The 26,576-nt window shown below is 55.1% G+C and carries 22 protein-coding genes; 10 read left to right on the top strand and 12 right to left on the bottom strand.

Translation table 11 applies throughout. From position 1 onward, the window contains the following. Positions 1–11: 11 nt before the first annotated feature. The 4 genes from caiC to caiT form a co-directional block, all read right to left on the bottom strand. Positions 12–1,565, bottom strand: coding sequence for a crotonobetaine/carnitine-CoA ligase (gene caiC, locus OGX81_RS01625; protein WP_058668555.1), 1,554 nt, complete (start codon positions 1,563–1,565; stop codon positions 12–14). A 65-nt stretch (positions 1,566–1,630) separates the two neighbouring features. Next, positions 1,631–2,848, bottom strand: coding sequence for an L-carnitine CoA-transferase (gene caiB, locus OGX81_RS01620; protein WP_024130718.1), 1,218 nt, complete (start codon positions 2,846–2,848; stop codon positions 1,631–1,633). Between the two features lie 262 nt (positions 2,849–3,110). Beyond that, positions 3,111–4,253 carry a crotonobetainyl-CoA dehydrogenase gene (gene caiA, locus OGX81_RS01615; protein WP_012134130.1) on the bottom strand — a complete coding sequence of 381 codons (1,143 nt, stop codon included), beginning with the start codon at positions 4,251–4,253 and terminating at the stop codon, positions 3,111–3,113. 33 nt (positions 4,254–4,286) lie between these two features. Continuing rightward, entirely contained in the window at positions 4,287–5,804 is a 1,518-nt protein-coding gene (gene caiT, locus OGX81_RS01610) for an L-carnitine/gamma-butyrobetaine antiporter (RefSeq protein ID WP_104867786.1), read from the bottom strand. A 480-nt stretch (positions 5,805–6,284) separates the two neighbouring features. Between caiT and OGX81_RS01605 the strand changes: the two genes are divergently transcribed. The 9 genes from OGX81_RS01605 (at position 6,285) to folA (ending at position 14,743) form a co-directional block, all read left to right on the top strand. Continuing rightward, the gene (locus tag OGX81_RS01605) at positions 6,285–7,055 is read left to right on the top strand and encodes an electron transfer flavoprotein FixA (protein ID WP_110123689.1); all 771 of its coding nucleotides are present in this window, start codon (positions 6,285–6,287) and stop codon (positions 7,053–7,055) included. A 15-nt stretch (positions 7,056–7,070) separates the two neighbouring features. Then, positions 7,071–8,012: an electron transfer flavoprotein subunit alpha/FixB family protein gene (locus OGX81_RS01600; protein WP_104867784.1), complete on the top strand. Its 942-nt coding sequence runs from the start codon at positions 7,071–7,073 to the stop codon at positions 8,010–8,012. Between the two features lie 61 nt (positions 8,013–8,073). Further along, positions 8,074–9,360, top strand: a complete 1,287-nt coding sequence (locus tag OGX81_RS01595) for an FAD-dependent oxidoreductase (RefSeq protein WP_012134125.1) — start codon at positions 8,074–8,076, stop codon at positions 9,358–9,360. Next, complete coding sequence (fixX, locus tag OGX81_RS01590; RefSeq protein ID WP_012134124.1) at positions 9,357–9,644, top strand: ferredoxin-like protein FixX; 288 nt, start codon at positions 9,357–9,359, stop codon at positions 9,642–9,644. The genes OGX81_RS01595 and fixX overlap by 4 nt, the downstream gene beginning before the upstream one ends. 117 nt (positions 9,645–9,761) lie before the next feature. Further along, complete coding sequence (locus OGX81_RS01585; protein WP_104867783.1) at positions 9,762–11,093, top strand: MFS transporter; 1,332 nt, start codon at positions 9,762–9,764, stop codon at positions 11,091–11,093. 102 nt (positions 11,094–11,195) lie between these two features. Further along, positions 11,196–11,429 (top strand): YgdI/YgdR family lipoprotein, encoded by a 234-nt coding sequence (locus tag OGX81_RS01580; protein ID WP_012134122.1) that lies wholly within the window; start codon positions 11,196–11,198, stop codon positions 11,427–11,429. Between the two features lie 104 nt (positions 11,430–11,533). Further along, positions 11,534–12,064, top strand: a complete 531-nt coding sequence (kefF, locus tag OGX81_RS01575) for a glutathione-regulated potassium-efflux system oxidoreductase KefF (RefSeq protein ID WP_047458991.1) — start codon at positions 11,534–11,536, stop codon at positions 12,062–12,064. After that, positions 12,057–13,919, top strand: coding sequence for a glutathione-regulated potassium-efflux system protein KefC (kefC, locus tag OGX81_RS01570; RefSeq protein ID WP_104867782.1), 1,863 nt, complete (start codon positions 12,057–12,059; stop codon positions 13,917–13,919). The genes kefF and kefC overlap by 8 nt, the downstream gene beginning before the upstream one ends. Before the next feature lie 344 nt (positions 13,920–14,263). Further along, positions 14,264–14,743 (top strand): type 3 dihydrofolate reductase, encoded by a 480-nt coding sequence (gene folA, locus OGX81_RS01565; protein ID WP_012134119.1) that lies wholly within the window; start codon positions 14,264–14,266, stop codon positions 14,741–14,743. Between the two features lie 116 nt (positions 14,744–14,859). On the opposite strand, the gene apaH is transcribed toward folA, so the two are convergent. Genes apaH through lptD form a run of 6 tightly spaced genes read right to left on the bottom strand, consistent with a single transcriptional unit; the run spans position 14,860 to position 21,603 of the window. Next, positions 14,860–15,708, bottom strand: a complete 849-nt coding sequence (gene apaH / locus OGX81_RS01560) for a bis(5'-nucleosyl)-tetraphosphatase (symmetrical) ApaH (protein WP_012134118.1) — start codon at positions 15,706–15,708, stop codon at positions 14,860–14,862. A 10-nt stretch (positions 15,709–15,718) separates the two neighbouring features. After that, positions 15,719–16,096, bottom strand: a complete 378-nt coding sequence (gene apaG / locus OGX81_RS01555) for a Co2+/Mg2+ efflux facilitator ApaG/CorD (RefSeq protein WP_012134116.1) — start codon at positions 16,094–16,096, stop codon at positions 15,719–15,721. A gap of 2 nt (positions 16,097–16,098) precedes the next feature. After that, positions 16,099–16,920 (bottom strand): 16S rRNA (adenine(1518)-N(6)/adenine(1519)-N(6))-dimethyltransferase RsmA, encoded by an 822-nt coding sequence (gene rsmA, locus OGX81_RS01550; RefSeq protein WP_012134115.1) that lies wholly within the window; start codon positions 16,918–16,920, stop codon positions 16,099–16,101. After that, positions 16,917–17,906, bottom strand: coding sequence for a 4-hydroxythreonine-4-phosphate dehydrogenase PdxA (pdxA, locus tag OGX81_RS01545; RefSeq protein WP_012134114.1), 990 nt, complete (start codon positions 17,904–17,906; stop codon positions 16,917–16,919). The genes rsmA and pdxA overlap by 4 nt, the downstream gene beginning before the upstream one ends. Continuing rightward, positions 17,906–19,192: a peptidylprolyl isomerase SurA gene (gene surA, locus OGX81_RS01540; protein ID WP_047458976.1), complete on the bottom strand. Its 1,287-nt coding sequence runs from the start codon at positions 19,190–19,192 to the stop codon at positions 17,906–17,908. The genes pdxA and surA overlap by 1 nt, the downstream gene beginning before the upstream one ends. Before the next feature lie 53 nt (positions 19,193–19,245). Continuing rightward, a complete protein-coding gene (lptD, locus tag OGX81_RS01535) occupies positions 19,246–21,603 on the bottom strand; it encodes an LPS assembly protein LptD (protein ID WP_104867780.1) in 2,358 nt (785 codons plus the stop codon). A 376-nt stretch (positions 21,604–21,979) separates the two neighbouring features. Between lptD and djlA the strand changes: the two genes are divergently transcribed. Then, a complete protein-coding gene (gene djlA, locus OGX81_RS01530; RefSeq protein ID WP_012134111.1) occupies positions 21,980–22,795 on the top strand; it encodes a co-chaperone DjlA in 816 nt (271 codons plus the stop codon). 99 nt (positions 22,796–22,894) lie between these two features. Here djlA and rluA read toward each other — a convergent pair whose 3' ends face one another. Both rluA and rapA read right to left on the bottom strand, forming a co-directional pair. Then, positions 22,895–23,554 (bottom strand): bifunctional tRNA pseudouridine(32) synthase/23S rRNA pseudouridine(746) synthase RluA, encoded by a 660-nt coding sequence (gene rluA / locus OGX81_RS01525; RefSeq protein WP_104867779.1) that lies wholly within the window; start codon positions 23,552–23,554, stop codon positions 22,895–22,897. A gap of 11 nt (positions 23,555–23,565) precedes the next feature. Then, the gene (rapA, locus tag OGX81_RS01520) at positions 23,566–26,472 is read right to left on the bottom strand and encodes an RNA polymerase-associated protein RapA (RefSeq protein ID WP_012134109.1); all 2,907 of its coding nucleotides are present in this window, start codon (positions 26,470–26,472) and stop codon (positions 23,566–23,568) included. Positions 26,473–26,576: the final 104 nt, after the last annotated feature.

The raw sequence follows: 26,576 nt of genomic DNA, 5'->3' as shown, positions 1-26,576 counted from the left end.
GGTAAGAATGCTTATTTCAGGTTCTTTTTAATTATTTTTCCTGAACAGTTTCGGGGCAGATCATTTCTTATCTCAAGAAAAGAGGGGACTTTGAATTTCGCCATATTCTGTTCACAGAAAGCGAAAAACTCCTCTTCCGTTAATGTTTCACCTTCATTAAGCACCACAAAGGCTTTAATGGCTTCATCGCGGATCGAATCGTGAATACCAATAACGACGATGTCCTGAATTTTGGGATGAGCCGAAATAATGTTTTCCAGTTCGACGCAGGAGACATTTTCACCGCCGCGTTTAATCATGTTGCAACGCCTGTCAACGAAATAGAAAAATCCCTCCTCATCCCGATAGCCGGAATCACCGGTATGCAGCCAGCCGTTGGCTTCCAGCGCTTTGGCGGTGGCTTCCGGCCTGGCGTAATACTCTTTAAAGAGGGTTTTTCCCGGCACGCCTTTAATACAGATTTCACCGATTTCTCCGGCGGGCAGCGAGCGGTTCTGCTCATCGCGGATGTCCGCCTCATAGCAAAATCCAGGGCGACCAATAGATGGCCAGCGCCGTTTATCGCCGGGACGATCGCCAATAATGCCGACAATGGTTTCCGTCATCCCGTAAGAGGTCAGCAGTCGGACGCCGAAACGTGCAATAAAAGCGTCTTTTTCCTGCACGGAAAGGTTGAGATAGAACATCACTTCGCGCAGACAATGCTGCCTCTCTTCCGGGGAAGCGGGCTGCACCATCAGCGTCCTGATCATCATCGGAATACATTCCGTGACGGTGGCGCGATACTTTCGTACCTGTCCCCAGAACGCGCGGGCGCTGTATTTTTCGATCAGCACAAAGGTGCTGCCTGCGGAGAATGCCGCCATTGCCGCAGTACACTGACAGTCAATATGAAAGGCGGGCATCACCGTCAGATAGACGTCATCTTCACGCAGCGCACACTGCCAGGAGGAGTAGTAACCCGCAAAACGCAGGTTGTAATGGGTAATGACCACGCCTTTTGGCCGCGAGGTGGTGCCAGAAGTAAACAGAATCTCCGCCGTGTCGTCAGTGGATAACGGCGGCGCATAGCACAATGTGGCAGGCTGCTGGTCTTTCAATTGAGAAAAATGGCTAACGTTATCTTCAACGGGCGCATTTTCGCCAATCAGACAGATATGATTGAGCAGGGTATCGTCCTCAAGCAGTATCTGGCGATACATCGGATAAAATTCAGCGCTGGTGACGATGAGCTGCGCGCGGCTGTTCTGTAAAATCCAGGCGCTCTCTTCGCGCAAGAGCCTGGCATTGATCGGCACCATGATGGCGCCAATTTTGGCCAGACCAAACCAGCAGAAAAAGAACTCCGGGCAGTTATCCAGATGCAGCGCGACGTTATCGCCTTTCTGAATGCCTGAGGCGAGGAAAAGGTTCGCCGTGCGGTTGATCTCCTCATTCAGCGACGCGTAGCTGAATTGCCGGACAACGCCTTCGCTGGATTCAAAAATAAGCGCCGTTTTATTTCCGTATACCTCGGCCAGGTCGTCCCACATCTGACGTAAGTTTTGTCCGCCAACGATATCCATTGCACTGTTATCCGTTCGAAAATAGGCATGCGCGCTAACCGGATAAACCGGTTAGCGCTTTGCGTTTAATCCTCAACTTTGGCCAGACCCTTGCTGACCAGTTCCTGTATATCTGCTTCGTTGTAACCGATGTTTTTTAGAATGGCGGCGGTGTCCATGCCATGCGACGGCATGCCACGCCAGATTTTCCCTGGGTTGTTTTTGAATTTCGGCATGATGTTTGGCCCTTTACAGGTGCGGCCATCCATCGTGTGCCACTCGGTAATGGATTCGCGGGCGACGTACTGCGGGTTGCTTTCCAGTTCTGGAATGGTCAGCACTTTCGCGCAGGCGATATTCAGCTCGGCGAAACGCGCCTGCACGTCGGCGATGGAACGGGTCGCCAGCCACGCATCCAGTTTTTCCTCGACTAACGGCCCGTAAGGGCACTCAACGCGATGGATAAGCTGGGTGCCTTCCGGCACCTCTGGCGTACCCAGAATGTGCGCCAGGCCGATATCCTTAAAGCACTCGTTGATCTGCGTAATGCCGACCAGCTCCATCACGATGTAACCGTCTGCGCATTTATACAGCCCGCATCCGGCGTAGTAGGGGTCTTTGCCTTTGGTCATGCGCGGGCAAATTTCGCCGCCGTTGAAGTAATCCATCATGAAGTACTGACCCATGCGCAGCATTACTTCATACATCGCCACATCAATGCTCTCGCCTTTGCCGGTTTCACGCACTCTGTGCAAAGCCGCCAGCGCGGCGGTGGTGGCGGTCATCCCGGAAAAATAGTCCGCCGTATACGGGAACGCGGGCATGGGTTGATCGACATCGCCGTTCTGAATCAGGTAGCCGCTAAAGGCCTGGGCGATGGTGTTGTAAGCCGGGAGGTTGGTGTACTCCTCCGTGCCGTACTGGCCGAAACCGGAAAGGTGGGCGATCACCAGTTTGGGGTTGTGTTCCCACAGCACGTCATCGGTAATTCCGCGACGGGCAAACGCCGGGCCTTTGCTGGCTTCGATGAAGATGTCAGTGGTTTCCATGAGTTTCAGAAACGCTTCCCGACCTTCATCTTTGAAGATGTTAAGGGAGAGGGCATGCAAGTTTCGGCGTGAAAGCTGCGGATAGTTCGGCTGGACGCGAATGGTATCGGCCCAGGCGACGTTTTCAATCCAGATCACTTCCGCTCCCCACTCTGCGAACATTTGTCCGGCGAACGGCCCGGCGATTTCAATCCCGGAGAACACGACCCGCAATCCGGCGAGCGGCCCGAAAGTGGGCATCGGTAAACGGTTCATAAATAAATTCCTGCATTTTTTGTAGGCCCGGCAAGCGCAGCGCCACCGGGCAAATTGCCGGATGGCGGCATAAACGCCTTATCCGGCCTACGATGTTTGTAGGCCCGGCAAGCGCAGCGCCACCGGGCATATCGCCGGATGGCGGCGTAAACGCCTTATCCGGCCTACGATGTTTGTAGGCCCGGTAAGCGTAGCGCCACCGGGCATGTTGCCGGATGGCGGCGTAAACGCCTTATCCGTCCTACGATGGACCGGGCAATGTTTAACGGTATTGCTTCAGCACGGCGCGGCCGAGCGTCAGGATCTGCATTTCGTCAGAGCCGCCGGAGACGCGGTCAACGCGCAGGTCACGCCAGAAACGCGTAATGCGGTGGTTGCCCGCAATCCCGACGCCGCCCAATACCTGCATGGCGCTGTCTACCACGTCAAACGCGGCGTTGGCGCAGAAGTATTTACACATCGCGGCATCGCCCGAGGTGATGGTGCCGTTATCCGCTTTCCACGCGGCTTCCAGCAGCATGTTTTTCATGGAGTTTAATTTGATCGCCATATGCGCGAACTTCTCCTGAATCAGCTGGAAGCGGCCGATCGTCTCGCCAAACTGCACGCGCTGATTGGCGTAACGCGCAGCGTCTTCGAACGCGCACATCGCCGTACCGTAGTTGGTTAAAGCCACCAGAAAACGTTCGTGGTCGAACTCTTCTTTTACGCGGTTAAAGCCATTACCTTCCCGGCCGAACATGTCTTTTTCGTCCAGCTCAACATCGTCAAAATTGATTTCACAGCAGCTGTCCATGCGCAGGCCGAGCTTCTCAAGTTTGTTAACCTTGATGCCGGGTTTGCTCATATCGACAAACCATTCGGTATAAATCGGTTTGTCCGGGGAGGCGCCGTCCCGTGCCATCACCACGATGTAGGGGGTGTAGGCGCTACTGGTGATGAAACACTTGCTGCCGTTAAGATAAACCTTACCATTTTTACGGGTATAGGTAGTTTTTAAACTGCCAACATCCGATCCCGCTCCCGGTTCGGTGATCGCCGAGTTCCACATCTGCTTGCCGGTTCCCTGGAACGCCATGATTTTATCAATTTGCTCCTGGGTCCCTTCACGCAGGAAAGTGTTAAAACCTCCTGGCAATTGGTACAACACGTAAGTGGGCGCGCCCAGACGCCCCAGTTCCATCCATACGGCGGCAACGGTGACGAAACCGGCTTCCAGCCCGCCGTGTTCTTCCGGGATCAACAGGCTGTCGATGCCCATATCCGCCAGCGCTTTCACAAAACGTTCCGGGTAGACGCTGTCGCGATCGCACTCGGCAAAGTAGGCTTCCCAGTTCTCACTGGCCATCAGTTCACGAATACCGGCGACAAACAGTTCCTGCTCGTCATTCAAATTAAAATCCATCTTCCAGCCTCATTTGTAAGGAGTTTATTGAGTTTATTTATCTTTCCAGTGCACTTTGGCGTCTTTGATAAAGGAGAGCGTTACCATGATGTTGACGAAGAACAGCGGGCATCCTCCGGCGATAATCGCGGTTTGAATGGGTTTTAACCCGCCGAGCGCTAACAGGACGATGCCGATAACGCCAACCAGCACCGACCAGCCGATACGTACCAGCAGCGGCGGCTCTTCACCGTCGCGCACTTCGCGGCAGGTGGACATGGCCAGCGTGTAGGAGCAGGCGTTAATCAGCGTGACGGTGGCGATAAAGCAGAGGATGAAGAATCCCCACATCGTAGCCGTGCTGAATGGCAGTGCGGCCCAGGTTTCGATGATGGCGCGCGCCACGCCGTGCTGATCGATAAGTTGTGGAATATTGAGGATATTTTTATCCATCAGCAGCAGGGTGTTGCTGCCAAGAACGGTCCACAGAATCCAGGTGGAGGCGGTCAGGCCGAGCACCATCCCAAAGCACAGTTCACGCACTGTACGGCCGCGGGAAATACGCGCGAGGAAGATACTCATTTGGATGGCGTAAATGACCCACCATGCCCAGTAGAAAACGGTCCAGCCCTGCGGGAAGCCGCCTTTGCCGATCGCATCGGTGTAGAACAACATGCGTGGCAGATACATCAACAGCATACCGACGGAATCGGTGAAGTAGTTCATGATGAAGCTGGCGCCGCTGACGATAAATACCCAGCCGAGCATCAGGAAGCTGAGATAGCTACGCACGTCACTGGCGATTTTCACCCCTTTTTGCAGGCCGCAGGCCACGCAAATGGCGTTCAGAACGATCCAGCAGGTAATGATGATGGCGTCCAGTTCCAGCGTATGAGGGATGCCGAACAGATACTGCATACACTCGGTCACCAGCGGCGTCGCCAGGCCGAGGCTGGTGCCCATCGCGAAGATCAGCGCCACCAGATAGAAGTTATCGACAATAGTACCGAATAACCCTTTCGCGTGTTTCTCGCCCACTAAAGGCACCAGCGTGGAGCTGGGACGAATCACGTCCATTTTGCGAACAAAAAAGAAGTAGGCGAACGCGACGGAGAGGAAGCTGTAAGTCGCCCACGGTAACGGCCCCCAGTGAAACAGGCTGTAGGCGAGGCCGATCTCTTTGGCGCCGTTGGAGCCAGGTGCCAGAGCAAAGGGCGGCGTCGAGATGTAATAATAAATTTCGATTGAGCCCCAGAACAGCACGGCGGCGGAAGTGCAGGAGGCGAACATCATGAAAATCCAGCTGGCGGTGCTGAATTCCGGCGGCTCATCACCTAATCTTTTTTTAGCGTAAGGGCCGAAGACCAGCCAGAACCAGCCAAAAAGCATCACCACCATGTACCATTCAAATGCCCAACCCCAGATATTTGTGACATAACTGAAGACGGCATTAATAACAATATTCGCAGCGTCGAGATCTCTGACGGTTAGCCAACAAAGTATCCCTACAATTATTAACGGCGGGAAAAAAACCTTAGGTTCAATCCCGGACTTTCTCTTTTCATTTTTCATGAGTCAATTCCAGTGTCAAAACGAAATTTATGTTACGTTCCCGTTTGTTATATTTTGTTTATTTTTCTTAGTAATAATCTGATGACAGTTAGACCTCAGAGTCGCTTTGGCGAGTAACTCATAATGGGTATTCATTTTGCGGTAATCTGTTATGTTTATCACACTTTTTCGTCTGGTGTTTTTGACCCTGATTTTCAAATAAAATTAATACAAAACAATTGGATGCGTTGAGTTTTGGTCGAATTGCGTGCATCTCTCATTCAATATTGGTGATCCATCAAACAATATTGAAAATTTTTATGTTCTACGGGGGCTGTTCAATATTAGTGAGGTGCTTAACAATATTGAAAGTTGTAAATATCAGCGTGTGACATTTTCAATATTGGTGATTAAAGTTTTATTTCCGAATTAAAGAGCGTGATATCTGTATTTAACACCGCCGATATGGATGACGTTTCCTTCATGATTTCTGGAGATGCAATGAAGATAATTACTTGTTACAAGTGCGTGCCTGATGAGCAGGATATTGCGATCAATAATGCCGATGGTTCATTAGATATCAGCAAAGCGGATGCCAAAATCAGTCAGTACGATCTGAATGCGATTGAAGCTGCCTGCCAGTTAAAGCAGCAGGCAAGCGATGCCCAGGTGATTGCCATGAGCGTAGGCGGCAAGGCGCTGACCAACGCCAAAGGGCGTAAAGATGTGCTCTCCCGTGGGCCAGATGAACTGGTCGTGGTGATAGACGACCAGTTTGAACAGGCTTTGCCGCAACGCACCGCCGCAGCGCTTGCCGCCGCCGCGCAAAAATCGGGCTTTGATCTGATCGTTTGCGGCGACGGTTCCTCCGACCTTTATGCCCAGCAGGTCAGCCTGCTGGTGGGTGAAACGCTGAACATTCCGGCCATCAACGGCGTGAGCAAAATCCTCTCCCTGACGGAAAGTGCGCTTACCGTTGAGCGTGAACTGGAAGATGAAATTGAAACCCTGAGTATTCCCCTGCCTGCGGTGGTGGCGGTCTCCACAGACATTAACTCTCCGCAGATCCCGTCGATGAAAGCGATTCTGGGCGCGGCAAAAAAACCGGTGCAGGTCTGGTCTGCGGCGGATATTGGTTTCAGTGCGCCAGACGCGTACTCCGTCCAGAAGGTCGCCGCACCGAAACAACGCGAGCGTCAGCGCATCGTTATTGAAGGCGATGGTGAAGAACAGATCGCCGCGTTCGCCGAACATCTGCGCAAAATCATTTAATTACCGGGGGATATTATGAACACGTTTTCTCATGTCTGGGTATTCAGCGATACCCCTTCTCGTCTGCCGGAACTGATGAGCGGCGCACTGGCTTCAGGCGAGCAGATTCATGCGTTTGTGCAGCACGACGCCGAGGGCGAGACGGCACGCCAGCTGGGGGCGAATCACATCTGGCATTTACGCGGTAAACCGGACGACTGCATGGTGGAAGATTACGCCGGGGTGATGGCGCAGACGATTCGCCAGCAGGGGGATTCGGGTCTGGTGCTGCTGCCTAATACCCGCCGTGGCAAACTGCTGGCGGCAAAGCTGGGATTTCGTCTCGCGGCGGCCGTCTCTAACGACGCCAGTGCGGTAACGCAGCAGGAGGGCCATGCGACCGTCCGGCATATGGTCTACGGCGGGCTGGCGATTGGCGAAGAGACCATCACATCACCGTATGCGGTGATCACCGTCGGCAGCGGCACGTTCGAGGCGCAACAGGCGGACGCGTCCCGCCACGGCGAGTCGCATGACGTGCAGTGGCAGTCGCCAGATGTCGTCGTAACGCGCACCGCAACGCAGGCGCGCCAGAGCAACACGGTCGATCTTGATAAAGCGCGACTGGTGGTTAGCGTCGGGCGCGGCATCGGCAGCAAAGAGAATATCTCGCTGGCCCAGGCGCTGTGTCAGGCCATTGGCGCGGAACTGGCGTGTTCTCGTCCGGTGGCGGAAAACGAAAAATGGATGGAGCACGAGCGTTATGTCGGCATCTCCAACCTGATGCTTAAACCAGAGCTTTACCTCGCGGTGGGCATTTCCGGGCAGATCCAGCACATGGTGGGCGCGAACGGTTCACAAACCATCTGCGCCATCAACAAAGATAAAAATGCGCCGATATTTCAATACGCTGATTACGGCATTGTCGGCGATGTGATGAAGATTCTGCCTGCGCTTACGAGCGCTTTAGCACGCTGATCCACTCGGGCAGGGCCTGTGGGTATCGGCCCTGCCGCTGACAGGTAAATCTGGAGTTCTTATGTCCGAAGATATCTTTGATGCCATCATCGTGGGGGCCGGACTGGCGGGTTCCGTCGCGGCGCTGGTGCTCGCCCGCGAAGGGGCGCAGGTGCTGGTTATTGAGCGCGGCAATTCCGCTGGCGCGAAGAATGTCACCGGCGGGCGCATCTACGCGCACAGTCTGGAGCGCATTATCCCCGGTTTTGCTGAACATGCCCCGGTTGAACGCGTGATCACCCATGAAAAACTCGCTTTTATGACCGAAAAAGGGGCGATGGCGGTGGATTACGTCAATGGCGAGGATGCCGCGCCTTCGCAGGTCTCTTATTCCGTATTGCGCAGTAAATTTGACGCTTGGCTGATGGAACAGGCTGAAGAGGCGGGCGCGCAGCTGATAACCGGCATCCGCGTGGATAATCTTGTTCAGCGCGACGGCAAAGTGGTGGGCGTTGAGGCGGATGGCGACGTTATTGAAGCGAAAACGGTCATTCTCGCTGATGGCGTGAACTCGCTGTTGGCGGAAAAGCTGGGAATGGCGAAACGTGTAGATGCCGCCCATGTCGCGGTAGGCGTAAAAGAGTTAATTGAGTTGCCTGAATCGGTCATTGTGGATCGCTTCGGATTACAGGGAAATGAAGGCGCGGCCTGTCTGTTTGCCGGTTCTCCGACCGACGGTCTGATGGGCGGCGGCTTCCTCTATACCAATAAAACGACCCTCTCTTTGGGGCTGGTTTGCGGTCTGCATCATCTGAAAGAGGCGAAAAAGTCGGTTCCACAAATGCTGGAAGATTTTAAACAGCATCCGGCGGTGGCGCCGCTGATTGCGGGCGGAAAACTGCTGGAGTACGCCGCGCACGTCGTCCCGGAAGCGGGAATGAATATGCAGCCGGAGCTGGTGGGCGACGGCGTGCTGATTGCCGGTGACGCCGCCGGTATGTGTATGAACCTCGGTTTTACGATTCGCGGTATGGACCTGGCCGTCGCGGCAGGGGAAGCGGCGGCGAAGACCGTACTTTCGGCCATGCAGAGCAACGATTTCAGCCGACAGGGGCTGGCGGAATATCGACAGCATCTCGACAACGGGCCGATGCGGGATATGCGTATGTACCAGCGCTTACCGGCGTTTCTGGACAACCCGCGTATGTTCACGCGCTACCCTGAAATGGCGGTGGGCATTGCCCGCGATCTGTTTACTGTCGATGGCAGCGCTCCCGTCCCTGTGCGTAAAAAAATCCTGCGCCACGCGAAGAAAGTGGGCTTCATCAACCTGATGAAGGATGGCATCAAAGGAGTGACCGTATTATGACTTCTCCCGTCAATGTGGACGTCAAACTGGGCGTCAATAAATTCAATGTGGATGAAGACAATCCGCACATCATCCTGAAAACCGAACCGGATAAGCAGGCGCTGGAGGTGCTGATCAAGGCGTGTCCGGCCGGGTTGTATAAAAAGCAGGACGACGGCAGCGTGCGTTTTGATTACGCCGGGTGCCTGGAGTGCGGCACCTGTCGAATTCTCGGGTTGGGGACGGCGCTGGAGAAATGGGAATACCCGCGCGGCACCTTTGGCGTGGAATTTCGCTACGGCTGAGGTTGATGCCGGATGGCGTCGCTGACGCGTCTTATCCGGCCTACAAAATACGTGATTCGTAGGCCTGATAAGCGTAGCGCCATCAGGCATCAAGTGAAAACAAAACAGGACGCGGCTATGCAGCAGCCCAGGAACTTTGACGACATTAAATTCTCCTCTATTCACCGCAGAATTATGCTGTGGGGAAGCGGCGGGCCGTTCCTGGACGGTTACGTACTGGTCATGATTGGCGTGGCGCTGGAGCAGCTCACGCCTGCGCTGAAGCTGGATGCGCAGTGGCTGGGGTTACTGGGGGCTGGCACGCTGGCCGGGCTGTTTGTCGGTACGTCGCTGTTCGGCTATATCTCAGACAAAGTGGGGCGACGTAAAATGTTCCTCATCGATATCATCGCCATTGGGGTGATATCGGTAGCGACGATGTTTGTCTCATCGCCGATGGAGTTGCTCGTCATGCGCGTGCTGATTGGGGTGGTGATTGGCGCGGATTATCCTATCGCCACCTCGATGATTACCGAGTTTTCCAACACCCGCCAGCGCGCCTTCTCGATCAGTTTTATTGCCGCGATGTGGTACGTCGGCGCCACCTGCGCCGACCTGGTCGGCTACTGGTTGTACGATGTGGCGGGCGGATGGCGCTGGATGCTGGGGAGCGCGGCAATTCCCTGCATTATGATCCTGATCGGGCGCTTCGATCTTCCCGAATCACCGCGCTGGCTGTTGCGTAAGGGGCGGGTTAAAGAGTGCGAGGAGATGATGATTAAACTGTTTGGCGAGCCGGTGGCGTTCGATGAAGAACCGCCCCAGGAGACGCGCTTCTTACAGCTGTTTAATCGCCGTCACTTCCCGTTTGTTTTGTTTGTCGCCGCCATCTGGACCTGCCAGGTCATCCCGATGTTCGCCATCTATACCTTTGGCCCGCAGATTGTCGGCCTGCTGGGGCTGGGCGTCGGGAAAAGCGCGGCGCTGGGCAATGTGGTGATCAGTTTGTTCTTTATGCTGGGCTGTATTCCGCCGATGTACTGGCTGAACAGCATAGGGCGACGGCCATTGCTGATCGGCAGCTTTGTCATGATGACGCTGGCGCTGGCTGTGCTGGGGCTGATCCCAGAAATGGGGATCTGGCTGGTGGTTGCGGCCTTTGCGGTGTACGCCTTTTTCTCCGGCGGCCCGGGGAACCTTCAGTGGCTCTACCCGAATGAGCTGTTCCCGACGGATATTCGCGCGTCTGCCGTGGGCGTCATTATGTCCCTGAGTCGAATTGGCACCATCCTTTCAACGTGGGCGCTGCCGATCTTCATCACCAGATATGGGATCAGCTACGTCATGCTGATGGGGGCGGGAATTTCACTTATCGGTCTGCTTATTTCCATCGCCTTTGCGCCGGAGACGCGTGGACTGACGCTTGCCCAGACGAGCAGTATGACGATTCGCAACAAGCCCCTGTACTAGGGGATATCTTCAGAGTGTTCTGTATTTTCTTTTAAGGTCAGTCAGTTAGTCTATAGTTAATGGGTATTCCACTGAAAATGACTGAAAAGCAGGGAGAACACCATGCAAAAACAACTTCTTATTGCGTCTCTTTTTGCCGCTGCGACGGTATTTACCGTAGCGGGCTGTTCATCAAACCAGGCCATAAAAACCACCGACGGCAAAACGATCGTCACCGATGGTAAACCACAGGTCGATGATGATACCGGACTGGTGTCCTACAAAAACGCAGAAACCGGTAAAACGGAACAGATCAACCGCGATCAGGTGAAGAACATGAGCGAACTGGATAATTAATTCAGTTTTATCCATTTAGCTGCTCAATAATATTCACTATTAGCCTGTTAAATTACTGACTACACTCTGTGATAAAACAGAGATGTAAAATAACAGGCTACTTCATGATCCTCATTATTTATGCCCATCCGTATCCGCAGCACTCGCATGCGAATAAACGGATGCTGGAACAGGCAAGGACGCTGGATGGCGTCGAAATTCGTTCGCTCTATCAGCTTTACCCTGACTTCAATATTGATGTTGCCGCCGAGCAGCAGGCGCTGGCGCGCGCGCGTCTTATCATCTGGCAGCATCCAATGCAGTGGTACAGCGTTCCCCCTTTACTCAAACTCTGGATGGACAAAGTCCTCGCGCATGGCTGGGCCTACGGGCATGGCGGCACGGCGCTCCGGGGCAAAGATCTGATGTGGGCCGTGACGACCGGCGGAGGCGAAAGCCACTTCGCTATTGGCGCCTATCCGGGCTTTGATGTGCTCTCGCAGCCGTTACAGGCTACCGCGCTCTATTGTGGGCTCAACTGGCTGCCGCCTTTCGCGATGCATTGTACGTTTGTCTGTGATGACGAAACGCTCCAGGCGCAGGCGCGCCACTACAAGCAACGTTTGCTGGCGTGGCAGGAGGCAAATCATGGATAGCCATACGCTGATACAGGCGCTGATTTACCTGGGGTCGGCCGCGCTGATTGTGCCGATTGCCGTCCGGCTGGGCTTAGGGTCGGTGCTGGGCTACCTCATTGCCGGGTGTATTATCGGCCCGTGGGGGCTGCGTCTGGTGACGGACGCTGAAGCTATTCTCCATTTCGCCGAAATTGGCGTGGTGCTGATGCTGTTTGTGATTGGGCTGGAGCTGGACCCGCAGCGTTTGTGGAAACTGCGTGCGTCGGTTTTTGGCGGCGGCGCGTTGCAGATGGTGGTATGCGGTGGGTTGATTGGCCTGTTCTGTATGTTCCTCGGTCTGCGCTGGCAGGTGGCGGAGCTGATCGGCATGACGCTGGCGCTCTCTTCCACGGCGATTGCGATGCAGGCGATGGATGAGCGTAACCTGACCGTCTCGCAAATGGGCCGTAGCACATTCGCCGTGCTGCTGTTTCAGGATATTGCCGCTATTCCGCTGGTGGCGATGATCCCCTTGCTGGCCGCCAGCAGCGCCTCAACGACGCTGGGCGTCTTTGCACTGTCTGCGTTAAAAGTGGCAGGGGCGCTGGTGCTGGTGGTGCTGTTAGGGCGCTATGTCACGCGCCCGGCGTTGCGTTTTGTCGCGCGTTCCGGTTTGCGTGAAGTGTTCAGCGCCGTGGCCCTGTTTCTGGTCTTTGGCTTCGGCTTGCTGCTGGAAGAAGTGGGGCTGTCGATGGCGATGGGGGCGTTTCTGGCGGGCGTGTTGCTGGCAAGCTCGGAATACCGGCATGCGCTGGAAAGCGACATAGAACCGTTTAAAGGGCTGCTGCTGGGGCTGTTCTTTATCGGCGTCGGCATGTCTATCGACTTTGGCACGCTGATCGATAATCCGTTACGCATTCTTATCCTGCTGGTCGGTTTCCTGGTCATTAAAACGGTAATGCTGTGGCTGGTCGCCAGGCCGCTACGGGTGCCGAATAAGCAACGTCTCTGGTTTGCCGTATTATTAGGACAGGGGAGTGAGTTTGCCTTTGTGGTATTCGGCGCGGCGCAAATGGCCAGTGTACTCGACCCGGAATGGGCTAAGGCGTTGACGCTCACCGTTGCGCTCTCAATGGCGGCGACGCCCATTTTTCTGGTGCTCCTGGGCCGTCTGGAAAAATCCGCAATCGGCGAAGCGCGTGAAGCGGATGAGATCGATGCGGAGCAACCGCGCGTGATCATCGCCGGATTTGGCCGTTTTGGGCAGATTACGGGGCGTTTGCTGCTGTCGAGCGGGGTAAAAATGGTGGTTCTCGACCATGACCCGGATCATATTGAAACGCTGCGCAAATTTGGCATGAAGGTCTTTTACGGGGACGCGACGCGCATGGATCTGCTGGAGTCTGCCGGTGCGGCGAAAGCGGAAGTGCTGATCAACGCGATTGACGATCCGCAAACCAGTTTACAACTGACAGAAATGGTAAAAGCCCATTTCCCCGACCTGCAAATTATTGCCCGCGCCCGCGATGTCGATCACTACATCCGTCTGCGACAGGCCGGTGTTGAGATGCCGGAGCGTGAAACGTTTGAAGGCGCGTTAAAAACAGGGCGTCAGGCGCTGGAGAAATTAGGGCTGGGACGCTACGAGGCGCGCGAGCGTGCCGATCTGTTCCGTCGTTTTAATACGCAGATGGTGGAAGAGATGGCGAAAGGGGAAAACGATCCAACGTCCCGCGCGGCTGTCTATAAACGCACCAGCGCTATGTTGAGCGAGATTATTACTGAAGACCGTGAACATTTATCGTTAATTCAACGCCACGGCTGGCAAGGCACGGATGAAGGTAAACATACGGGTGATGCAGATGATGAGCCGGAAGTGAAACCGTCAACGTAGGCCAGGTAAGGCGTTTACGCCGCCATCCGGCAATTTGCCCGGTGGCGCTGCGCTTACCGGGCCTACAAACTATCGTAGGCCGGATAAGGCATTTATGCCGCCATCCGACAATTTGCCCGGTGGCGCTGCGCTTACCGGGCCTACAAACCATCGTAGGCCGGATAAGGCATTTATGCCGCCATCCGGCATTGGGCCTGATGGCGGCCTGCGAGCTGACACCGCTTTAAATAAGTCGGGTTGCCAGCAGAACGGAAAATTTTCGTGCTATTCCTCTTTTCGTTAGTCGACGAAAGATTGCTCTTTCCGTATAGTGGCGACAATTTTTTGTATCCAGGAAATATTCAATGATCAGTCTGATTGCGGCGTTAGCGGTAGATCGCGTTATCGGCATGGAAAACGCCATGCCGTGGAACCTGCCTGCCGATCTCGCCTGGTTTAAACGTAACACCTTAAACAAGCCTGTGGTTATGGGGCGCCATACCTGGGAATCCATCGGGCGACCGCTGCCGGGGCGTAAAAACATCGTCATCAGCAGCCAGCCTGGCACTGACGATCGCGTGCAGTGGGTGAAATCGGTCGATGAAGCGATTGCCGCCTGCGGCGATGCGCCAGAGATTATGGTGATTGGCGGCGGACGCGTGTACGAACAGTTCTTGCCGAAAGCGCAGAAACTGTATCTGACGCATATTGATGCCGAAGTGGAAGGGGACACCCATTTCCCGGACTACGAACCGGATGACTGGGAATCGGTCTTCAGCGAGTTCCACGACGCCGATGAGCAGAATTCTCACAGCTACTGCTTCGAGATTCTGGAACGTCGTTAATCCGGCATGTTGTAACGCGGATTTGTAGGCCTGATAAGCGAAGCGCCATCAGGCAATAATGTGGCGTGAATGCCGGATAGCGGCGTAAACGCCTTATCTGGCCTACAAAATAACGCTCAGGCGTTTACCGCCTCGCCTTTGCCTGAATCAAGATGACGATTCGACGGCTGCACGAAGTAGCGCTTATCTTCCCAACGCAGGCAGGTTAAATCCCCGCCCCAGCAGCAGCCGGTATCCAGACCATAAATGCCTTCCGGCGTCCCTTTACCTTCCAGCGACGCCCAGTGCCCAAAGACAATGCTGTATGCTTCGCTAACCGGTCCCGGAATGGCGAACCAGGGTTTCAGCGGCGCAGGGGCGTTTTCCGGCGACTCTTTGCTGTACATATCCAGTTGGCCGTTCGGGAAACAGTAACGCATACGGGTGAAGGCATTCGTGATAAAACGCAGCCGCGCCAGACCCGTTAGCTCCGGCGTCCAGTTGTTCGGCATATCGCCGTACATCGCGTCGAGGAAGAAGGGGTAGGAGTCGCTCGACAGCACGGCTTCAACATCGCGCGCGCAGTCTTTCGCTGTCTGTAAATCCCACTGCGGCGTAATGCCTGCATGCGCCATCACCAGCTTCTTCTCTTCGTCGACCTGCAACAGCGGCTGACGGCGCAGCCAGTTGAGCAGTTCGTCAGCGTCTGGCGCCTCCAGCAGCGGAGTCAGCCTGTCTTTCGGCTTATTGCGGCTAATGCCCGCAAAGACGGCCAACAGATGTAAATCGTGATTGCCAAGCACCAGACGCACGCAGTCGCCCAGTGATTTCACGTAGCGGAGCACTTCCAGAGAACCAGGGCCGCGAGCGACCAGATCGCCGGTAAGCCACAGGGTATCTGAACCGGGGGTAAATTCCACCTGGTGTAACAATGCGATCAGTTCGTCGTAGCAACCGTGAACGTCGCCAATGAGGTATGTTGCCATTGCTTTAGTTTTAATGAATAAGTGTTGGAACGGCGAGTCGGAACACGGGAATATCGATAGTAAAGGCGACGCCTTTTTCATCGATCATTTCGTAGTGACCCTGCATGGTGCCCAGCGGCGTTTCAATAACGGCGCCGCTGGTGTACTGGTACTCTTCTCCGGGCGCGATGTGCGGTTGCACGCCAACCACACCTTCGCCCTGTACTTCGGTTTCGCGGCCATGACCATTGGTTATCAGCCAATAACGCCCCAACAACTGCACTGGCGCTCGCCCCAAATTGCGGATGGTTACCGTGTATGCGAATACGTAACGTTCATCATCAGGTGAAGATTGCGCTTCAATGTAGACGCTCTGAACCTGAATACACACTCGGGGCGAATTGATCATGCTTAACTCTCCTTCGAAGGCGCGTTTTCTGACAGATAGTTCGCCATCTGGCAATACTGCGCGACAGAGATATTTTCCGCTCGCAATGCCGGGTCAATGCCCAGTTCCGTCAGCACCTCGACGCTGAACAGATTGCCGAGGCTGTTGCGAATCGTTTTACGACGCTGGTTAAACGCCTCGGTGGTGATGCGGCTCAACACGCGTATGTCTTTCACCGGATACGGCATCGTCGTGTGAGGCACCAGACGCACAACGGCGGAATCGACTTTAGGCGGCGGCGTGAAGGCGGATGGTGGCACTTCCAGCACCGGGATCACCTGGCAATAATATTGCGCCATGACGCTTAATCGACCATACGCCTTACTGTTCGGCCCTGCAACCAGACGATTGACCACTTCTTTTTGCAACATAAAGTGCATGTCGGCAATCGCATCAGTATAGCTAAAGAGGTGGAACATCAACGGGGTGGAGATGTTGTAGGGCAAGTTGCCGAATACGCGCAGCGGCTGACCTATCTTCTCAGACAGCTCGCCAAAGTTCATGGTCATGGCATCTTGCTGATAAATCGTCAGTTTCGGTCCCAAAAACGGGTGCGTTTGCAGGCGCGCGGCCAGATCGCGGTCAAGTTCGATCACCGTGAGCTGATCCAGACGTTCGCCAACAGGCTCCGTCAGCGCCGCCAGACCGGGGCCGATTTCGACCATTGCCTGACCCTTTTGCGGGTTAATGGCGGAGACAATACTGTCGATCACAAACTGATCGTTGAGAAAGTTTTGCCCGAAACGTTTACGGGCTAAGTGGCCCTGATGGACTCGATTATTCATTGGGTATTAACAATCATTTTGATGGCGAGATTAAGCGCCGTAATAAAACTGCCGACATCCGCTTGCCCCCGACCCGCCAGTTCAAGCGCGGTGCCGTGGTCTACGGATGTTCGAATAAAAGGCAGGCCCAGCGTGATATTCACGCCGCGACCAAATCCCTGGTATTTTAGCACGGGGAGACCCTGATCGTGGTACATCGCCAGCACGGCATCGGCATGATCGAGATATTTAGGCTGGAAAAGCGTGTCGGCGGGCAAAGGGCCGCTTAAGCGCATCCCCTGAGCGCGCAGATCATCCAGTACCGGAACGATCGTGTCGATCTCTTCGGTTCCCATATGGCCGCCTTCACCCGCATGCGGATTTAGCCCGCACACCAGAATATGCGGATCGGCAAGGCCGAATTTCGTGCGTAAATCATGATGCAGAATGCCGATCACCTCATGCAGCAAAGCGGGTGTAATGGCGTCGGCAACCGCTCTTAACGGCAGGTGCGTTGTCGCCAGCGCGACCCGCAGCTCCTCGGTGGCCAGCATCATCACCACTTTCTTCGCCTGCGAACGCGCTTCAAAAAACTCCGTGTGTCCGGTAAACGGTACGCCAGCGTCATTGATGACGCCTTTGTGAACCGGCCCGGTGATCAGCGCCGCAAATTCCCCTTGCAGACAACCGTCGCAGGCGCGCGCCAGCGTATCCACCACATACTGCCCATTCTCAACGCTGAGTTGACCTGGGGTGACAGGAGCGCGAAGCGCTGTCGGCAACAGGGTCAGCGTGCCGGCGGATTGCGGTTTTGCAGGGTGATTTGGCGAGTAGGGAAGAAGCGAGAGGGGCAAACCGAGCAACGCGGCCCGATCGGTTAACAGACGGGCATCTGCACAGACGACGAGTTCGACCGGCCACTCACGCTGTGCGAGCTGAACGACTAAGTCAGGACCAATCCCGGCGGGTTCGCCGGGAGTGATAACAACGCGTTGAACAGTAGCCATTAATTGCTCAGGATTTTAACGTAAGCGCTGGCGCGTTGTTCCTGCATCCAGGTTGCCGCTTCTTCCGAGAACTTACGGTTCATCAGCATACGGTAAGCTCTGTCTTTCTGCGCCGCGTCGGTTTTATCAACGTTACGCGTATCCAGCAGTTCGATCAGGTGCCAGCCAAAGGAGGAGTGCACCGGGGCGCTCATCTGGCCTTTGTTGAGGCGGGTCAGCGCGTCGCGGAAGGCAGGATCGAAAATATCCGCTGCCGCCCAGCCCAGATCGCCGCCCTGGTTGGCAGAACCTGGGTCCTGTGAAAACTCTTTCGCTGCGGCAGCAAAGGTCGTTTTGCCGCTCTTAATGTCTGCTGCGATCTCTTCCAGTTTCAGGCGCGCCTGTTGATCGGTCATGATCGGTGAGGGTTTCAGCAGAATATGGCGGGCATGAACTTCAGTGACGGAGATGCTCTGGCTCTGGCCGCGCAGATCGTTCACTTTCAGAATGTGGAAGCCAACGCCGGAACGAATCGGGCCAACGATGTCGCCTTTTTTCGCCGTGCTCAGCGCCTGCGCGAAAATGCCCGGCAGCTCCTGAATACGTCCCCAGCCCATCTGGCCGCCTTTCAGCGCCTGTTGGTCGGCGGAGTAGGTGATCGCCAGTTTGCCGAAATCACTGCCGTTACGCGCTTCATCAACAATCGAACGCGCCTGGGCTTCCGCTTCGCTTACCTGATCCGACGTCGGGTTTTCCGGCAGCGGGATCAGAATGTGGCTCAGGTTCAGCTCTGTGCTGGCATCGTTCTGGTTACCGACCTGTTGGGCCAGCGCATCCACTTCCTGCGGCAGGATGGTGACGCGACGACGCACTTCGTTGTTACGCACTTCGGAGATGATCATCTCTTTGCGGATCTGGCTACGGTAGGTCGAGTAGCTCAGACCATCGTAAGCCAGACGGCTGCGCATCTGGTCCAGCGTCATGTTGTTCTGTTTAGCGATATTGGCGATAGCCTGATCCAGCTGTTCATCAGAGATTTTCACCCCCATCTTCTGACCCATCTGGAGAACGATTTGATCCATGATCAAACGTTCCAGGATCTGATGACGTAGCGTGGCATCATCAGGAAGCTGCTGACCAGCCTGACCCGCATTAAGTTTTACTGATTGCATTAAGCCATCAACGTCGCTTTCCAGCACGACGCCGTTATTGACGACGGCTGCGACTTTATCGACCACCTGCGGGGCAGCGAAACTGGTATTCGCGATCATGGCGATACCGAGAAGCAGCGTTTTCCAGTTCTTCATACTTTTTCCATTTCAATTAACCGCAATGCGGATTACGTGGTAAATCAATCAAATCACAGAGAGCTTTGATACGGCAAAATGTTCGAACGCAACATCTCTTTGGTGCCGAGACCGTAGTTGGAGCTCAGACCACGCAATTCAATGTTAAAGCCGATCACGTTGTCATAAACAGCGTGTTCTTTATCGTTATCCCAACCGTTCAGCTTACGCTCATAACCGAAGCGAATCGCATAGCAGCAGGAGTTGTACTGCACGCCGAGCATCTGGTCGGCAGGCTTATTCACATTGGTATCAAAGTAGTAAGCGCCTACGATAGACCAACGATCGGCAATCGGCCAACTGGCAACGCCCCCGATCTGGGAAATCCCGTTTTTATACTGCTCCGCAGTGGAATAAGACGGCAGCGTAGCCTGAATATATTCCGCGCTGGCATAACGGTAGTTCAACTGTAAGAGACGATTTTCATCGCGACGGTATTCGATCGTACTGCTGCTGGTCGCGACGCTGTCCAGACGCGTGTCGTACTGAATGCCGCTACGCAGTCCCCAGCGGTCGGAGATACGCCAGTAGGTGTCGCCCGCCCAAACCAGTGAGCCCGTTTTGTCGTCATTCTCCCAGGTTATGTTGTCATCGCCGGTGCGAGACTCCGTGAAATAGTAGATTTGACCCACGGAAACATTAAAACGTTCAATTGCGGCATCATCATAAATACGCGATGTGACGCCGGTCGTGACCTGGTTTGCGGAGGCGATACGGTCCAGACCGCCATATGTGCGGTCGCGGAACAGGCCGCTGTAGTCGGACTGCAATAATGAGGAGTCGTAGTTATTGATGCTGCTCTGGTTACGATAGGGAACGTACAGATACTGCGCGCGCGGCTCCAGCGTCTGGGTGTAACCCGGCGCCAACGTCGTCATATCGCGTTCAAACACCATCCTGCCGTCGACTTTGAACTGCGGCATTACGCGGTTAACCGACTCATCGAGTTTATTGACGTTTCGCGAATTGTTGTTGTACGAGTCCAGATTGGTTTGCTGGTAGTGCGTCGCCAGCAGCTTCGCTTCAGTATTGATGCTGCCCCACTGATTCGATAACGGCAGATTGATGGTTGGCTCCAGGTGAACGCGAGTCGCTTCCGGCATGTTGTCTCGGGTGTTCACAAACTTCACGGCCTGGCCGTAAATACGCGTATCGAATGGACCAACGTCATTCTGGTAGAAGTTAACGTCTAACTGCGGCTCAGCGGAGTAACTGCTGGTATTCTGATCGCTGAATACCTGGAACTGTTTGGTTGACACCGTGGCATCAAAGTTCTGCACGGCATAGCCGACGCTGAATTTCTGCGTGGCGTAACCGTCGGTACTGGAACCGTACTTATTGTCAAAGTCATTGAAGTAGCTGGAGTCGCTGACCTTGGTATAGTCGACATTAAAGCGCCATACCTGATCCATCACGCCGCCATGACGCCAGTAGAACAACCAGCGACGGGAGTTGCTGTCGTTCGGATGCTCATCGTCGTAAACGCGATCGGAATTCAGATAGTCGAACTCCATTAAACCCGCGCCCGCCTGGCTGAGGTAGCGGAACTCATTCTCCCACATGACACCGCCACGACGGTGCATATAATGCGGCGTAATGGTGGCGTCCATATTGGGCGCGATGTTCCAGTAATACGGCAGGTAGAACTCAAAATAGTTCTTGGTGGTGTACTTTGCGTTCGGAATCAGGAAACCGGAGCGGCGTTTGTCACCGACCGGCAACTGTAAATAAGGGCTGTAAAAGACGGGAACCGGACCCAGTTTAAAACGGGCGTTCCAGATTTCCGCTACCTGCTCTTCACGATCGTGAATCACTTCGCTGCCCACAACGCTCCAGGTATCGGAGCCTGGCAGACAGGAGGTAAAGCTGCCATTTTCCAGAATGGTATAGCGGTTTTCGCCACGCTGCTTCATCAGATCCGCTTTCCCGCGCCCCTGACGGCCGACCATCTGGTAGTCGCCTTCCCACACGTTTGTGTCTTTGGTGTTCAGGTTCGCCCAGCCTTTCGGCCCCTTCAGAATAACCTGATTGTCGTCATAATGGACGTTGCCGAGCGCATCGACGGTACGCACCGGTTCCGGCTGGCCTGGCGCCTCTTTTTGATGGAGTTGCACCTCGTCAGCTTGCAGGCGACTGTTACCCTGGTTGATATCGACATTACCGGTGAATACCGCGTCGTCCGGGTAGTTCCCTTTCGCGTGATCGGCGTTGATCGTCACGGGTAATTCGTTCGTCTCGCCTTTCACCAGAGGACGGTCGTAGCTTGGCACACCCAACATGCACTGCGAGGCAAGGTCGGCGGCCAGTCCCTGCTGACTATAAAGGGCGCTGGCGATCATGGTGGCCAGGAAAGTGGGAATACGTTTTTTCATACGTTGTATTTATTGTTCCATCATCAGTAGCGTTGCGCGTGACAAACGGTCAGAGACTAACGTACTCATCTTCACTACGCTAGTGTTAATCCTGTCCCTTTTCTACCCGTCGTCTTTCAGGTTGCGCTTTCGTGGACGTTATTCGCATGCCCCCGGCGACTTGCCTGGATAAGCGTCTGGCGGCTGTGCGGCGGTCTTGCTGCAACGTGAAATCCAATGGGTATGTGTCTGTGGTGTTAGGCACGGCATTGAATGACAGGTATGATAATGCAAATTATAGGCGATGTCCCACAATTGACCGCAGCCTTCATTCCAGGAAAAGCACTCTATATTGTGGGACATAGCCTCACTGTCAGCGTAAAGATTTGGGGAGTCTATGCAGTACTGGGGAAAGATTGTAGGTGTCGCAGTGGCGCTGATGATGGGAGGCGGCTTCTGGGGCGTGGTATTAGGTCTGCTGATAGGCCACATGTTCGACAAAGCCCGCAGCCGCAAAATGGCATGGTTCGCCAATCAGCGTGAACGGCAGGCACTGTTTTTCGCCACCACTTTTGAGGTCATGGGGCATTTAACCAAATCGAAAGGGCGCGTGACGGAAGCGGATATCCATATTGCCAGCCAGTTGATGGACCGGATGAACTTACACGGCGAATCACGTACCGCCGCCCAACACGCGTTTCGCGTGGGAAAATCGGATAATTACCCGTTACGTGAAAAAATGCGCCAGTTTCGCAGCGTCTGCTTTGGGCGGTTTGATCTGATACGGATGTTTCTGGAAATTCAGATTCAGGCGGCGTTTGCGGATGGAACGCTCCATCCGAACGAGCGGGAAGTGCTGTACGTTATCGCCGAGGAGCTGGGGATTTCCCGCGCTCAGTTCGATCAGTTCTTACGCATGATGCAGGGCGGGGCGCAGTTTGGCGGCGGTTATCAGCAACAGCAGTCCGGCGGCGGCTGGCAGCAGGCGCAGCGTGGCCCTACGCTGGAAGATGCCTGCAACGTGCTGGGGGTTAAGCCGACAGATGATGCGACAACCATTAAACGCGCGTACCGCAGACTGATGAGCGAGCACCACCCGGACAAACTGGTCGCAAAAGGGTTGCCGCCGGAGATGATGGAGATGGCGAAGCAAAAAGCGCAGGAAATTCAGAAAGCGTATGAAATGATTAAAGAGCAGAAAGGTTTTAAATAATGGTTTTGCCGGATGGCGACGTAAAGCGTCTTATCCGGCCTACGTTGAGAACGGTAGGCCGGGCAAGCGAAGCGCCCCCGGCACAAATGGGCACAGAATTTAAAAATCTACCGGGGCTTTAAAGGTCATACTGTTGCCATACGCGGGATGGGTGATGGTTAGCGTTTCGGCATGCAGCAACAGACGCGATGCCATCGCCAGCGCTTCTGGCGACGCGTAGAAGCGATCGCCGAGAATGGGGTGTCCCAACGCCAGCATATGCACACGTAGCTGATGAGAACGCCCGGTAATCGGTTTAAGCACCACCCGTGCGGTGTTATCCGCAGCGAAGTCCACCACCTCATACCCGGTTTGCGCAGGCTTACCTGTCTCATAGCACACTTTCTGTTTTGGCCTGTTCGGCCAGTCGCAGATCAGCGGTAAATCAACCAGCCCTTCGGCAGGGGCTGGATGCCCCCACACGCGCGCAACGTACTGTTTTTTCGGTTCACGCTCGCGGAACTGACGTTTCAGCTCCCGTTCCGCCGCTTTGGTCAGCGCCACTACAATCACGCCGCTGGTCGCCATATCCAGACGATGCACTGACTCCGCCTGCGGATAATCGCGTTGAATACGCGTCATCACGCTATCTTTGTGCTCCTCAAGGCGGCCCGGCACGGATAACAAGCCGCTGGGCTTGTTGACCACCATAATGTGCTCATCCTGATACAGGATAATCAGCCAGGGCTCCTGCGGCGGATTGTAGTTTTCCATCCCCATTTTTTGCTCCGTTACTGATGCGTGACGACGATAAGACGCAAGGCATCCAGACGCCAGTTGGCCTGATCCAGGCTTTCCATTACCTGCTGACGGTTGCTGTCGATCGCCGCAAGTTCATCATCACGGATGTTTGGGTTAACGGCGCGCAGCGCTTCCAGACGCGACAGTTCGGCAGACAGTTTTTCATCCGCTTCGCTACGCGCGGCGTCGATCAGCGCCCGAGCTGATTTCTCCGCCTGCGCTTCGCCCAGTTGCAGAATCGCGTGTACGTCCTGTTGCACCGCGTTGACCAGCTTGCTGCCGGTATGACGGTTAACGGCGCTCAGCTGGCGGTTGAAGGTTTCAAACTCCACCTGCGCGGCCAGGTTATTGCCGTTTTTATCCAGCAGCATGCGCACCGGCGTCGGCGGCAGGAAACGGTTAAGCTGTAAATGTTTCGGCGCCTGCGCTTCAACGACATACACCAGTTCCACCAGCAGCGTTCCCACCGGCAACGCTTTGTTTTTCAACAGCGAAATCGTGCTGCTGCCGGTATCGCCAGACAGAATCAGATCCAGGCCGTTGCGAATCAGCGGATGTTCCCAGGTAACGAACTGCGCATCTTCACGCGACAGCGCCACATCACGCTCGAACGTAATGGTGCAGCCATCTTCCGGCAGGCCAGGGAAGTCCGGCACCAGCATATGATCGGAAGGCGTCAGCACAATCAGGTTCTCACCACGGTCATCCTGGTTAATCCCGACGATATCAAACAGGTTCATGGCGAAGGCGATCAGGCTGGTGTCGTCATCCTGTTCTTCAATGCTCTCTGCCAGCGCCTGCGCTTTCTCGCCGCCGTTAGAGTGGATCTCCAGCAGACGGTCGCGCCCTTGCTCCAGCTGCGCCTTCAGCGCTTCGTGCTGCTCGCGGCAGGTTTTGATCAGCGCGTCAAAACCGTCGGTGTTTTCAGGCGTCGCCAGGTAAGCGATCAGATCGTGATACACCGTATCGTAGATGGCGCGACCGGTCGGGCAGGTGTGCTCAAAGGCATCCAGCCCTTCGTGATACCAGCGAACCAGCACGGACTGCGCGGTTTTTTCCAGATACGGAACGTGGATCTGAATATCGTGCGCCTGGCCGATACGGTCCAGACGGCCAATACGCTGCTCCAGCAAATCCGGGTTAAACGGCAGGTCAAACATCACCAGGTTGCTGGCGAACTGGAAGTTACGGCCTTCAGAACCGATTTCCGAGCACAGCAGAACCTGCGCGCCGCTGTCTTCTTCGCTAAACCACGCGGCGGCGCGGTCGCGTTCAATAATGGACATGCCTTCATGGAATACGGCGGCGCGGATGCCTTCGCGCTCGCGCAGCACCTGCTCTAGTTGCAGCGCGGTGGCGGCTTTCGCGCAGATCACCAGCACTTTCTGCGAGCGGTGGCTGGTCAGATGCCCCATCAGCCACTCCACGCGCGGGTCGAAGTTCCACCAGGTGCCGCTATCCCCTTCGAATTCCTGATAAATCTGCTCCGGGTAGAGCATATCGCGCGCTCTGTCCTCCGCGCTTTTACGCGCGCCCATAATGCCGGAGACTTTAATCGCCGTCTGATATTGCGTTGGCAGCGGCAGCTTGATGGTGTGCAGCTCGCGTTTCGGAAAGCCTTTGACGCCGTTACGGGTGTTGCGGAACAGTACGCGGCTGGTGCCGTGTCTGTCCATCAGCATGGAGACCAGTTCCTGGCGGGCATTCTGCGCGCCATCGCGGTCGCTGTTCGCCGTTTGCAGCAGCGGTTCGATGTCCTGCTCGCCAATCAGGTCGCCGAGCATGTTCAGCTCTTCGTTGCTCAGCTTGTTGCCTGCCAGCAGCATGGCGACGGCGTCGGCGACCGGGCGGTAATTTTTTTGCTCTTCGACAAATTGTTCGAAGTCGTGGAAACGGCTCGGGTCGAGCAGACGCAGGCGGGCGAAGTGGCTTTCCATGCCCAGCTGTTCCGGCGTTGCGGTCAGCAGCAGGACGCCAGGCACGCGTTCCGCCAGTTGTTCAATCGCCATATATTCGCGGCTTGGCGCGTCTTCGCTCCACACCAGGTGGTGAGCTTCATCGACGACCAGCAGGTCCCATTGTGCGTCGCACAGATGTTCCAGACGCTGTTTGTTGCGACGCGCGAAGTCCAGCGAGCAGATAACCAGTTGCTCGGTTTCAAACGGGTTGTAGGCATCGTGCTGGGCTTCGGTGTAACGCTCGTCGTCGAACAGCGCGAAGCGCAGGTTGAAGCGGCGCAGCATTTCAACCAGCCACTGATGCTGCAAAGTTTCCGGGACGATGATCAGCACGCGTTCCGCCGCGCCAGACAGCAGCTGTTGGTGCAGGATCATCCCGGCTTCGATGGTTTTTCCTAAGCCCACTTCATCCGCCAGCAGGACGCGCGGCGCGTGGCGGCGACCGACATCATGGGCAATGTTGAGCTGGTGGGGAATCAGGCTGGTGCGCTGACCGCGCAGGCCGCTCCACGGCATGCGGTACTGCTCGCTCTGAAATTTACGTGCGCGGTAGCGCAGGGCGAATCGGTCCATCCGGTCGATTTGCCCGGCGAACAGGCGATCCTGCGGTTTACTGAAAACCAGCTTGCTGTCGAGCAGGACTTCACGCAGCGTGACGGCGGTTTCTTCGGTATCAAGGCGGGTGCCAGTATAGGCAAGCAGACCGTTTTCTTCTTTTACTTCATCGATTTGTAGCTGCCAGCCTTCATGGCTTGTAATCGTATCACCAGGGTTAAACATCACGCGGGTCACGGGGGAGTCACTGCGCGCATACAGACGGTTTTCACCTGTCGCCGGGAAAAGTAAGGTGACAGTTCGCGCATCCATCGCGACGACGGTTCCAAGTCCCAGTTCGCTTTCTGTATCGCTGATCCAGCGTTGACCAAGTGTAAAAGGCATATATGTTCGGCTCTATATCTTTAATTGCAGGCAATAATCACCCGCTACCAAAATAGAATGGCAGCAGTGTTAATTGGGTCCAGGAATGGAAAGGGCGCTATGGT

Origin of the sequence: Citrobacter sp. CK206, from assembly GCF_030333125.1 — a bacterium.
GTDB lineage: Bacteria > Pseudomonadota > Gammaproteobacteria > Enterobacterales > Enterobacteriaceae > Citrobacter_B > Citrobacter_B koseri.
Note: the sequence above shows the minus strand (reverse complement) of the source record. Positions and strands in the feature narration are given on the sequence as shown.

Excerpts from the sequence above, each read along its gene's own strand:
- caiC (WP_058668555.1), bottom strand. The coding sequence starts at position 1,565 with ATGGATATCGTTGGCGGACAAAACTTACGTCAGATGTGGGACGACCTG.
- OGX81_RS01580 (WP_012134122.1), top strand. The coding sequence starts at position 11,196 with ATGCAAAAACAACTTCTTATTGCGTCTCTTTTTGCCGCTGCGACGGTA.
- lptD (WP_104867780.1), bottom strand. The coding sequence starts at position 21,603 with ATGAAAAAACGTATTCCCACTTTCCTGGCCACCATGATCGCCAGCGCC.
- OGX81_RS01600 (WP_104867784.1), top strand. The coding sequence starts at position 7,071 with ATGAACACGTTTTCTCATGTCTGGGTATTCAGCGATACCCCTTCTCGT.
- apaG (WP_012134116.1), bottom strand. The coding sequence starts at position 16,096 with ATGATCAATTCGCCCCGAGTGTGTATTCAGGTTCAGAGCGTCTACATT.
- folA (WP_012134119.1), top strand. The coding sequence starts at position 14,264 with ATGATCAGTCTGATTGCGGCGTTAGCGGTAGATCGCGTTATCGGCATG.
- surA (WP_047458976.1), bottom strand. The coding sequence starts at position 19,192 with ATGAAGAACTGGAAAACGCTGCTTCTCGGTATCGCCATGATCGCGAAT.
- pdxA (WP_012134114.1), bottom strand. The coding sequence starts at position 17,906 with ATGGCTACTGTTCAACGCGTTGTTATCACTCCCGGCGAACCCGCCGGG.
- caiB (WP_024130718.1), bottom strand. The coding sequence starts at position 2,848 with ATGAACCGTTTACCGATGCCCACTTTCGGGCCGCTCGCCGGATTGCGG.
- caiA (WP_012134130.1), bottom strand. The coding sequence starts at position 4,253 with ATGGATTTTAATTTGAATGACGAGCAGGAACTGTTTGTCGCCGGTATT.
- djlA (WP_012134111.1), top strand. The coding sequence starts at position 21,980 with ATGCAGTACTGGGGAAAGATTGTAGGTGTCGCAGTGGCGCTGATGATG.
- rsmA (WP_012134115.1), bottom strand. The coding sequence starts at position 16,920 with ATGAATAATCGAGTCCATCAGGGCCACTTAGCCCGTAAACGTTTCGGG.
- OGX81_RS01605 (WP_110123689.1), top strand. The coding sequence starts at position 6,285 with ATGAAGATAATTACTTGTTACAAGTGCGTGCCTGATGAGCAGGATATT.
- kefF (WP_047458991.1), top strand. The coding sequence starts at position 11,534 with ATGATCCTCATTATTTATGCCCATCCGTATCCGCAGCACTCGCATGCG.
- apaH (WP_012134118.1), bottom strand. The coding sequence starts at position 15,708 with ATGGCAACATACCTCATTGGCGACGTTCACGGTTGCTACGACGAACTG.
- caiT (WP_104867786.1), bottom strand. The coding sequence starts at position 5,804 with ATGAAAAATGAAAAGAGAAAGTCCGGGATTGAACCTAAGGTTTTTTTC.
- kefC (WP_104867782.1), top strand. The coding sequence starts at position 12,057 with ATGGATAGCCATACGCTGATACAGGCGCTGATTTACCTGGGGTCGGCC.
- rapA (WP_012134109.1), bottom strand. The coding sequence starts at position 26,472 with ATGCCTTTTACACTTGGTCAACGCTGGATCAGCGATACAGAAAGCGAA.
- OGX81_RS01585 (WP_104867783.1), top strand. The coding sequence starts at position 9,762 with ATGCAGCAGCCCAGGAACTTTGACGACATTAAATTCTCCTCTATTCAC.
- fixX (WP_012134124.1), top strand. The coding sequence starts at position 9,357 with ATGACTTCTCCCGTCAATGTGGACGTCAAACTGGGCGTCAATAAATTC.
- rluA (WP_104867779.1), bottom strand. The coding sequence starts at position 23,554 with ATGGGGATGGAAAACTACAATCCGCCGCAGGAGCCCTGGCTGATTATC.
- OGX81_RS01595 (WP_012134125.1), top strand. The coding sequence starts at position 8,074 with ATGTCCGAAGATATCTTTGATGCCATCATCGTGGGGGCCGGACTGGCG.